We start from the raw sequence: 9,136 nt of genomic DNA, 5'->3' as shown, positions 1-9,136 counted from the left end.
GGGTCAGGCACTGTATCTCATTAACAATCGACCGAGAAAATGTTTAGGCTGGAAAACCGCTCACGAATCATTCTAGGAAGCTCTGTCGCACTTGGCTTGACAAACCGTCTTATAAAAAAAGAGAATGAGTGATGCTGAAGCCCGATCTTCATGAAGAGGATCGGGCTTCTCTATTGTGGAGTCAGTCTTTTCTGCAAAAGGGTAATCGCAGGCAAAGTGTTGAAATCCGAAAATTCCGAAATTAGAGGCTCGGCAAACGCCGGGTTTTTCCTAATTCTGGAACAAAAGTTCAAGATAGTTGCACTAATCTTGCTAAAAATACGCAGTTGACTTACCACGTCTGCGGCATTTTTCGTATACCTTGTACGAGGTAGCACGATATTTTTTACCGAGAATGGAGTGAGCAAAAACATGAAAATAATTGCGACTGAACGAGAGATAAAAGAGTATTTCGAGGGACTGAGAAAGCTGTTATGGGGGGGAGGGAAATCAACAGCTCCCCAGAAGGATGACAGTTGCCAGGAAGAAGAACCTGCGTTTCGCAAGGTGCTGATACGCTACCTGAATCAATCGATTGAAGCTGGCACCGATGCGGGTATCTTGGCTGGTGTTTTGCAGGAAGTAGGCACAGATTATGCGCTGATTATGGAACCAAGTGGCACGCGTGTCGTCATCCGCTTTACACAAATCAACTACGTGCAAGCGTTGTAAGGAGGAGATCAGGATGAGTTTTGAAGATAAATTGCGCTCGTATCTAGGCGAGACAGTCGAAGTGATTACGGGATATCAGGTCACGACAGGCGTTTTGATTCGCGTCACGGACAGTACGGCAACGATTCTTGCTTCTGCTGCGCCCGGGTATGGCAGCGATCAACAAGTGACTTTTCAACAGGATCGTATCACGTACGTAAGGATCGTCTGATGATGGCAGTAGGAATAGGTGCAAGGCGCAAGGACACTTTGTCCGTAGTGATTTCCGCACTCTATTCGACCCATCACCTTCAAAAGATGATCGCGGTTTCCTTGCAGCTTGCCCCGGAGGAGCTCATGCTGGTGATCGCCAGTCACTTGATTAATGAACTGCCGAATGCTGTTCGGAAAAAAACGCGCATCATCCTTATCGATAATCCGAGTACCCCCTTTGCGGGAAGGAAGCTCGCAGCGGAGAAAGCCCGCGGAGAGCTCCTCCTGATTCTGGGGGAAGATCAGTGGTATTCCCCTGCTGCCCTGCAGCGTTTCCTGTTTCCGATGCGCTACGGAAACGCAGAAATCGTCTTGCCTCAGGCGGGGACGCTCACCAGGGATAAAAAGAACGACAAGCCTATCAACAGCTTCTCGTATCTATTGAATGATCTCTATGACAGAGCCGATCTGCAAGAAGCTTCTCTCTTGTCTACTCCCCACGGAATCACGAAAAGAGCCGTGCAACGATTGGGGACTGTGCTTTTGGAGCATCCGGCACAAGCACATCGCAAGCTCATCCAAAGCGGTTTGCAGATCGTGACGCAGGTGTTGGAACCGCTCCCTGGTTCACCACCCTTTAATCCACAGCTTTACGGGGCTTTGCGCTCGGAGCTTTCCACGTACGAGAAGGCCGTCATCAAGGAGCAGCTGGACGTGATCGCCGTCCTATCGGAAAGAGGAGGACTGACAGATGGCGGAAGGAAGAGAGAGGGCCTTGTGTCCACTCGCTCGCAACAGCCAGTCGCTTTTGGCCAGGAGCAGAGCCTTTCCGTCATCATTCCCGCACGAAATGAAGCGAGGACGATAGAGGCGGTGATCCGTGAGGTCGGGCTGTTGGATCCTGCTGAGGTGATTGTAATCGTCAACGGATCTACCGATCAGACTGCCCGCATCGCCAGAAAGTGCGGGGCCACGACGGTGGTTTTCTCCGAAGTGTTGGGCGTGGATTCGGGACGGGGCGCCGGAGCAAGTCTTGCAACAGGCGGCATCCTGCTGTTCGTCGATGCGGATTTTGTGATTCCCGCCCAGGAGCTTTATCCATTCGTTCTGGGTTGTCGACGGGGAATGGATCTAGCGTTGAATGATCAATCTGCCTTTTTGGAATCGCAGCATGCCAGGAATGTGGTGGTCGCTGCCAGACGAGCGCTCAATCTTGCTTTGAATCGAAAGGACCTAGAGGTAGGTTCGATGCTGGCGGTTCCATTTGCCTTGCGACGGGAAGCCTTTGCTCGACTTGGATGGTCCCTTCTGGCGTGTCCCCCAAAGGCGCAGGCAGCGGCCATCATGGCAGGACTGAATGTCCAGCAGGCCTATCAGGTAGACAGTTTTGCCTCCAATCGTTTTCGTACGGAAAAGCATGTGGCACGAAAGGGTCGATCATCTGCCGCTGACCAGATCATAGGAGACCATATCGAGGCCTTTCACTATATCATTCAAAACACATGCAAGGAGGTGATCACATGTCACAGCGAATAGACGGCATGGTCAGTGTTGTCATTACAAACTACAATCGCGCCCTGTATCTGAGGGAGTGTCTAGATCATATTCGTGAGCAAACCTACCCCAATTGGGAGATGATTTTCATCGATGATGCATCGACGGATGATTCTGTTCAGGTGGCCAGAGAGTGGCATGAGCAGTATCGTCAAGTATGGTCGGAGGACCATCGTATGGTGATGCATACGCTGCCTCGCAATATCGGGTTTGCCGGAGCCCTCAATGTTGGTCTGTATCTGGCTCGGGGCGAATATATCGCCATACAAGATTCGGATGATTATTCACATGTAAACAGATTGCAGCGACAGGTTGAATTTTTGCAAAACCATCCCGAGGTTGAACTGGTTGGAACCAACTATTACTCGTTCCCCTCTGATGCGCCTATGAAACGAGAGTTGGCGAACTGGCTTCGCTATGGGGATGAAATCGGAAAGGTGTATGGCAGAGGCGGACATTGTGTCTGTCATGGGACGATATTGTTTCGTGGACGCTTGTTCGATCAGATCGGTGGTCCTACACGCCGGATCACAGGGGCAGAGGATTATGAATTCATCGCCAAGGCGCTGAATGCGAAAGCCAAGATCGAAAACCTTCCTGAACCTCTGTACTTTTATCGGCTGCACAACAATCAACGTTCGGTACAGTACTACAAAAGAAAGGAGAGTAACGATGACAAATAGTCCAACTCGTGTCTTGATGGTCATGGACAGCATGGGAACGGGTGGAACGGAGACCCATGTCTTGAGTTTGGCGAGAACCCTGCAATCGAGGGGAATCCAGCTTCATTACGCAGGAGCGGATGGCCCTTTTCATTCAGCCTTTGTGGACGCAGGCTTTCACATTCATCTAGTCGAGTCGAGTATGGAGCCTCTTCCGGTTCGAAATCAGCAGTTGAATCACGCCTATCGAAGAGTCATGGAAGAGCATCAAATCTCGATCGTACACGTGCATCAGACCCCTTCAGGGCTACTGGCAGCAGGAGCGGCGGTGGAGCTGGGAATACCGGTCGTCTACACGATGCACGGGACCTATTATCCGCCGAGAGAAGCGGTTGCCCTGGCGCAGCTGAGCGATGCCATGATCAGTGTGAGCAAGCCAGTCCAGACCTTTTGGAACAGGCAAGGGATTGAAAGCTGCGTGATTTCCAACGGGATCGACTTTGAAGCGTTTCATCCAGATCCAAATGTCTCGATGGAGCTGCGAACAACCACGCTTTGCGACCTTCCGCAGAACGCTTCGGTGGTCACCTACGTCAGCCGTTTGGCGTGGCAAAAGGCATCGGTATGCAACATGCTTTTGCGCGCGACCAAAACCTTGACAGACATGAGCAGCCTTCACATGGTCGTAGTCGGTACAGGAGCTCAATCTCACTACGTCGATGAGCTTGCTCAAGCGCTCAATAAGCTCAAAGGCTATCCCTATATTCATGTCGTTGGAGAGCAGACGGATGTAAGACCTTACTATGCACTCAGCGATCTGGTCGTGGGTACCGGTCGTGTCGCATTGGAAGCGATGGCTTGCGGTAAACCTGTGCTGGCGGTAGGCAACCACGGCTATTTGGGTCTGGTCACACCAGAAGCTTACCCCCGGGCATGGGAGTATTACTTTGGCGACCATAATTCCAGCGAAAAGCCGTCGCCTCCGTTGTTGGCCCATGCGCTGCGGCAAGCTTTTGCGGATCGGCAGAGGTTGGAGCGATGGGGAGAGCAAGGCAAAGACTGGATCAAGTCCAGCTTTGACATTACCCAAAAAGGGGCTGAGCTGCTCGCGTTATACGAAAGGTGCATGAGAAAGCAATAAGGAGGGGGCGACATGAAAAAAATCCTCTATGTCGGGTGGATCGGTTTTAACAATCTCGGCGATGAATGGATGTGGCGATTGTTTGAGGAAAGTGCGGAAAAGTATCTGGACCCACAGCATTACCGGGTCATTCCTTCATTGCCGGGCGTAGATCTGCAGCGTTTTGACGACTTCGATACCGTGGTGCTGGGCGGAGGTTCGCTGTTGGTACCCGGCTACGTGGACGTGGCACATCGGGCTGCTCAACAGCAAAAACAGCTCGTGATCTGGGGGAGCGGATACGATACCCAAGTGCCTGTACAGTTTGACGCTTCAGGCAAGCTGATGACGGCTTCGTTCCAGGAAAGCGAGAAGATGGGGAAAATGCTCCGGGAGATCGGGGAACATGCTTCCTTTTTTGGTGTGCGAGGGCCTCTTACCCATCAATATTTGCAGGAAACAGGGATTGGAGGAAAATTGTTTGTCAGCGGAGATCCGGGGATGCTGATGACTCTGCCAACGCTGGAGGCGAGTAGAGACGATCAGCGTCCCACGATCGGCATCAACTGGGGGACAGCCTACAATCGCATTTACGGCAAAAATGAAGCAGCTGTGGAGGATGCGTTGGCACAAGCAGCCAAGACGCTGATTCAGGACGGAAAACACATGTATCTGTATACGATGTGGGGGCCGGATCGGGAAGCCATTAAACGATTGTATAAAAAAATCAATGCCCCACAGCACACGACACTGGATCTGGAGCTTCACAATCACACAGAGATGATGAAGCGAATCGGCCGCTTTCAGGCAACCATTAACTATAAGCTGCACGCCAATATTTTGAGTGCTTCAGCAGGAGTCCCTTTTGTCTGTCTGGCATACCGCTTCAAGTGCCTGGACTACTGTTATTCCATGGGCTTGCCGGAGATGGCGGTCACTACCAATCATCCACAGCTTCAGCAGGAAATCGTGACGCTGGCGACAGAAGCCGTGCAAGAAAGGGCTTCGATCCGAGAGAGAATGGCTGTTCAGCAAAAAGAGATGAAGGAGCATTTGCTGAAGCCCTTTGTCCATCAGTTGCTGTAACTGTTAAGAAGTCCGACCGCATGTAATGGAGAAAAGCTCCTTTCTAAGAAGGGGCTTTTCTTGCTGTATCGAAAGCAAAAGTCCTTCTTGAGCTGTCTGCGTCCAACACAGCGTATCATGCAATTGGTTATGCGTATGTCCGCCAGCAGGAGCCAGTTTTCCAGGAGCATAAGGAAGAGCATTTTGTCGCATGTCACTTTCCTTTGTAAGTGTACAGTTGTGCGTTTTCATGAATCTTGATAAGATAATAGCTAGAAAACATTGGAAGGAGGTACCCTGATGAAAAAAAGAGCCTTGCAATCCTTGTCTGCTGGAACAGGGTACTCGACCGCTGTTTTCTTTGCTTTCACCAATCACGGGATTCGTCTGTCCAAAATCGACATTTCAAGCGACTAGACATCCATTCCAGTGATCGGATGAGATGCCACAGGTCGCTACCCTGTGGTTGGATGCACTTACTGCAATGGATAAGACACATTCACACACCACAGGGAGATCTTGTGGTGTTTTTCATTTTAAGAGGATATAAAGGAGGCATCGTCTAATGAAAAGAGTGGCTGCGGACATTGAAGTGAAAGCATTGGAGCTTGCAGATGCAGAGGCGTTATTTCAATTGGAGACACGGAACCGGGAGTTTTTCCAACGCTACACCACGCCTCGCAATGAAGATTTTTACACACGGATTGGACAGCAGGGGCGCATCCGGGCAGATATCGAAAAAGCCAGGCTAGATCAAGCATATGCCTGCGGAATTTATCTGGTGGAGAGCGGGGAGCTGATTGGCCGCATTGCCCTGAGTGAAGTCGCGCGCGGACCTTTCCAAAGCGCATGGATCGGCTATTATCTGGATCAAGAACAAAATGGCAAGGGATATATGACAAAGGCTGTGCGTCTGATGGTCGAGCTGGCATTTGAGGAGTGGGGGCTGCATCGGATTGAGGCTGGCGTCATGCCTCATAATCTGGGATCTATCAAGGTACTGGAGAAAGCAGGGTTTCACAAGGAAGGCATCGCCAAAAAGAACGTCATCATCAATGGACGGTGGGAGGATCATCAGATTTTGGCGATCATCAACGAGGAAGAATAGAGGGGGACAAACCGCATGAAGCGTGTCGAGGTTTTGCATGTTGATGCATTTAGCCAGATTCCAAACAAAGGAAATCCGGCAGGGGTTGTGCTGGAGGGGGATTCCCTTACAGATGACGAGATGCAGGCAGTAGCTTTGCAGGTCGGGTTTAATGAAACGGCCTTTGCGGTTCGCTCGGAAGTGGCTGACGTACGCATACGCTTTTTTACTCCCGGACATGAAATGAACCTGTGTGGTCATGCGACGATGGCGACGGTTTTTTCCCTACTTTCGCACGGCTTGCTGGAAGAGAAGCGGGAGATCACGATTGAGACGAAAGCAGGTATTCTGCCAGTAAAGATTCAGACCATGCCGGACGAGGGGGTGCTCATCACGATGCGTCAGGCAGCGCCGCAGTTTGCGGATTTTAACGGCTCCGTGGATGAGCTGGCTGCAGCAATCGGACTTGTGAGTGAGGACATCGAATTAAGATGGCCGATCCAATATGGCAGCACAGGTATTTGGACGCTGATCGTTCCGGTCAAATCCTTGGATGCGTGCAAACGGATGAAACCGGATAATGCTCGCTTTCCTCATGTGTTGCAAGAGATGCCGCACGTGTCGATCCATCCATTCTGCATGGAGACCTACGATCAGACTGCCGATATGCATGCCCGCCATTTTTCATCGCCATATTCCGGTACACAGGAAGATCCGGTAACAGGGACAGCTTCGGGAGTCATGGGAGCATATTACGTGACCTACATCGAACCGGAAACGACGGCTGGCCCGCGTACGTTCGTCATCGAGCAAGGACAGGAGATAGACAGGGACGGCCGCGTTCGTGTGACAGTGAGTCCCAACCAAGAATCCCTCCAGGTCGAGATCACCGGAACCGCCGTGTTCGTAAAGGAAATGATCGTCACGATCTAAGGCTGCCGTGATTCTAATCGCTGCAGGGCTGTCTCTACCTCCTGGATAAACAAGGGAACAGAGGGATTTTCGTTCGCTGTTTTCCACGAAGCGACGATATCGACCTGATGCTCCTCGTCTTGTATATCGATAAAGCGAAGGCTGGGACTGGCGTACAGCAGCAGATGATGGGACAGGATGGTGATCCCGATCCCTGCATCGACGATCATCAGCACCGCATCAGTACGGGAAGCCTGGCTTACGATTCGTGGGGAGAAGCCATGCTTGGCACATAAGGACAAAACGTAATCATACCCCTGCGGCGATTCCTCGCGCTCCAGCATGACAAATGGTTCCTGCGCGAGCTGCGCAATAGACAGATCGGTCTGGTCAGCCAGTGGGTGATCTTCCGGCAAAATGATCGAGTAGGGCTGGATCCACAACGATTTGTAGGTAATTCCGCCGAGATTATGCAGACCATGTGGCAGAAGTGTCTGCTACCCTGGATGCAGCGATTGCTCTCTTCGAAAAATCTTTGGCACGCCTGAGCACCGAGACGCCGATCGACACGTATGAGCGACTGCGTTTGCGCAGAAACTATGGCTTTACAGCGAAAATGTGCAAGGAAGCTGTCAAAAACCATCGTGGATTACAGCGGTGCTAGCAGCATGTATGAATCCAATCCGCTGCAGCGTTATTGGCGGGACGTGCAGGCCTCGTCCATGCATATTACCTTCAATATGGACCATTTGGGGGAAATGTTTGGAAAATTAGAATTGGGATTGTCTTTAAGTCCAAAAGATTCACTGTTATCATAAGAGGAATTACGTGTAAAAGGAGGCTTTCACAAAAATGAGCAAACAAATTCCTCAAGCGCTGTCGCAGGAACAAATCGATTTCATGAATGACAAGCCATTGATCCTGCTCAGCACCATCGATGCCGAGAGCAATACGCCGAATACCTCGGCGATCTCCTGGGTGAAGGCACACACCCCGACAACGATCCGCTTTGCCGTTACGACCAATTCACGGACTGCTGCCAACGTGAAGGCCAATCGTCGCGTTTCATTGACGATGATCGCGTTGGGCACCGTCTATTCCATAGTAGGAGAGGCGAACATCCTGGAAGAGAAGATCGAAGGAATCGCGATGCCGCTGTCCAAAATCGAGGTTCAGATCGAAGCTGTATTTGAATCCATGTTCTGGGGAGCAGCGATTACGCAAAATCCAGCATATGAGAAAACAAGCAATATCGAGAAGGCGATCGCGCTGGACAACCAAGTATTTGGGGCATTGCTTTCATAAAGAGGGGAAAGAAAAACCGAGTTCGAAGCAGGAATTTCCTGTTTCAGCTCGGTTTTTTATGTAAAGTGGATATGCCTGCTTTCTTGAAAGCTATTAGGTGAATATTTTTAGCCAATATGAAAAAAGGTACTTCAAAAACTAGCTTGAGAAGCGTTGCTAGACAAATAGTATAGAAAAAACAATCAATGAGAAAAATGAATAATGTACATCTACTATTAGGAAAGGAGTTTTGTCCAATGGACATTACCTTGGGAGCTGATGAGGTAATCAACCGCATCAGGCAACTTCAATCCAATGGAGATTCGCTTAGCAAAAAGCAAGTCAAGCAAAACGATCCAGAATTGATGAGAAGCGCGCTGTTTTATTTTCCAAGCTGGGAACACGCCTTGAAGAATGCGGAGAGTCTGTAAAAGAGTCATAGGTGTAGAGTAGGGACGGGAGCGTGCGCCGTCCCTTTTATTTTACTATCGGAAAGTTTAAGTGCGCTAAAGCGCTAAAAAGATTAGCGGAAGATAGTATAAGTGCAAC

13 protein-coding genes are annotated in these 9,136 nt (G+C 50.4%); 12 read left to right on the top strand and 1 reads right to left on the bottom strand.

Annotated features, from left to right (window positions below):
- The first annotated feature begins 411 nt into the window (after positions 1-411).
- From JZI27_RS24090 to JZI27_RS24055, 8 genes are all read left to right on the top strand, one after another.
- Positions 412-711, top strand: coding sequence for a DUF2642 domain-containing protein (locus tag JZI27_RS24090; RefSeq protein WP_122911043.1), 300 nt, complete (start codon positions 412-414; stop codon positions 709-711).
- Between the two features lie 13 nt (positions 712-724).
- Positions 725-922 (top strand): hypothetical protein, encoded by a 198-nt coding sequence (locus JZI27_RS24085; protein WP_122911042.1) that lies wholly within the window; start codon positions 725-727, stop codon positions 920-922.
- A gap of 2 nt (positions 923-924) precedes the next feature.
- Positions 925-2,439 (top strand): glycosyltransferase family 2 protein, encoded by a 1,515-nt coding sequence (locus JZI27_RS24080; RefSeq protein ID WP_280209713.1) that lies wholly within the window; start codon positions 925-927, stop codon positions 2,437-2,439.
- Positions 2,424-3,140, top strand: a complete 717-nt coding sequence (locus JZI27_RS24075) for a glycosyltransferase family 2 protein (RefSeq protein ID WP_122911040.1) — start codon at positions 2,424-2,426, stop codon at positions 3,138-3,140. The genes JZI27_RS24080 and JZI27_RS24075 overlap by 16 nt, the downstream gene beginning before the upstream one ends.
- Positions 3,130-4,260 (top strand): glycosyltransferase family 4 protein, encoded by a 1,131-nt coding sequence (locus tag JZI27_RS24070; protein WP_280209710.1) that lies wholly within the window; start codon positions 3,130-3,132, stop codon positions 4,258-4,260. Before JZI27_RS24075 ends, JZI27_RS24070 begins: the two co-directional genes overlap by 11 nt.
- 12 nt (positions 4,261-4,272) lie before the next feature.
- A complete protein-coding gene (locus JZI27_RS24065; RefSeq protein WP_245997279.1) occupies positions 4,273-5,325 on the top strand; it encodes a polysaccharide pyruvyl transferase family protein in 1,053 nt (350 codons plus the stop codon).
- A 544-nt stretch (positions 5,326-5,869) separates the two neighbouring features.
- Positions 5,870-6,412 (top strand): GNAT family N-acetyltransferase, encoded by a 543-nt coding sequence (locus JZI27_RS24060; protein ID WP_122911038.1) that lies wholly within the window; start codon positions 5,870-5,872, stop codon positions 6,410-6,412.
- Positions 6,413-6,427: 15 nt separating this feature from the next.
- Positions 6,428-7,324, top strand: a complete 897-nt coding sequence (locus JZI27_RS24055; protein WP_122911037.1) for a PhzF family phenazine biosynthesis protein — start codon at positions 6,428-6,430, stop codon at positions 7,322-7,324.
- Here the strand turns inward: JZI27_RS24055 and JZI27_RS24050 are convergent.
- Positions 7,321-7,761: a LysR family substrate-binding domain-containing protein gene (locus JZI27_RS24050; protein ID WP_276330139.1), complete on the bottom strand. Its 441-nt coding sequence runs from the start codon at positions 7,759-7,761 to the stop codon at positions 7,321-7,323. The two genes, JZI27_RS24055 and JZI27_RS24050, sit on opposite strands and share 4 nt — an antisense overlap.
- 32 nt (positions 7,762-7,793) lie before the next feature.
- Between JZI27_RS24050 and JZI27_RS24045 the strand changes: the two genes are divergently transcribed.
- The 4 genes from JZI27_RS24045 to JZI27_RS24035 all read left to right on the top strand — a co-directional run bounded on the left by JZI27_RS24045 (position 7,794) and on the right by JZI27_RS24035 (position 9,018).
- A complete protein-coding gene (locus JZI27_RS24045; protein ID WP_280209702.1) occupies positions 7,794-7,967 on the top strand; it encodes a hypothetical protein in 174 nt (57 codons plus the stop codon).
- On the top strand, positions 7,903-8,121 hold the full coding sequence (locus JZI27_RS25160) for a hypothetical protein (protein ID WP_420866960.1): 219 nt from the start codon (positions 7,903-7,905) through the stop codon (positions 8,119-8,121). The genes JZI27_RS24045 and JZI27_RS25160 overlap by 65 nt, the downstream gene beginning before the upstream one ends.
- A 34-nt stretch (positions 8,122-8,155) precedes the next feature.
- Positions 8,156-8,608, top strand: a complete 453-nt coding sequence (locus JZI27_RS24040) for a pyridoxamine 5'-phosphate oxidase family protein (RefSeq protein WP_122911033.1) — start codon at positions 8,156-8,158, stop codon at positions 8,606-8,608.
- 236 nt (positions 8,609-8,844) lie between these two features.
- A complete protein-coding gene (locus tag JZI27_RS24035; protein WP_183185273.1) occupies positions 8,845-9,018 on the top strand; it encodes a hypothetical protein in 174 nt (57 codons plus the stop codon).
- Positions 9,019-9,136 lie beyond the last annotated feature (118 nt).

The organism is Brevibacillus sp. AY1, assembly GCF_029870785.1.
Classification (GTDB): Bacteria; Bacillota; Bacilli; order Brevibacillales; family Brevibacillaceae; genus Brevibacillus; species Brevibacillus invocatus.
This window is presented reverse-complemented; position numbering and strand designations above follow the sequence as displayed.

Bases quoted from the DNA above. Each gene is read 5' to 3' on its own strand.
- JZI27_RS24090 (WP_122911043.1), top strand. From the start codon at position 412: ATGAAAATAATTGCGACTGAACGAGAGATAAAAGAGTATTTCGAGGGA.
- JZI27_RS24085 (WP_122911042.1), top strand. From the start codon at position 725: ATGAGTTTTGAAGATAAATTGCGCTCGTATCTAGGCGAGACAGTCGAA.
- JZI27_RS24080 (WP_280209713.1), top strand. From the start codon at position 925: ATGGCAGTAGGAATAGGTGCAAGGCGCAAGGACACTTTGTCCGTAGTG.
- JZI27_RS24075 (WP_122911040.1), top strand. From the start codon at position 2,424: ATGTCACAGCGAATAGACGGCATGGTCAGTGTTGTCATTACAAACTAC.
- JZI27_RS24070 (WP_280209710.1), top strand. From the start codon at position 3,130: ATGACAAATAGTCCAACTCGTGTCTTGATGGTCATGGACAGCATGGGA.
- JZI27_RS24065 (WP_245997279.1), top strand. From the start codon at position 4,273: ATGAAAAAAATCCTCTATGTCGGGTGGATCGGTTTTAACAATCTCGGC.
- JZI27_RS24060 (WP_122911038.1), top strand. From the start codon at position 5,870: ATGAAAAGAGTGGCTGCGGACATTGAAGTGAAAGCATTGGAGCTTGCA.
- JZI27_RS24055 (WP_122911037.1), top strand. From the start codon at position 6,428: ATGAAGCGTGTCGAGGTTTTGCATGTTGATGCATTTAGCCAGATTCCA.
- JZI27_RS25160 (WP_420866960.1), top strand. From the start codon at position 7,903: ATGGCTTTACAGCGAAAATGTGCAAGGAAGCTGTCAAAAACCATCGTG.
- JZI27_RS24040 (WP_122911033.1), top strand. From the start codon at position 8,156: ATGAGCAAACAAATTCCTCAAGCGCTGTCGCAGGAACAAATCGATTTC.
- JZI27_RS24035 (WP_183185273.1), top strand. From the start codon at position 8,845: ATGGACATTACCTTGGGAGCTGATGAGGTAATCAACCGCATCAGGCAA.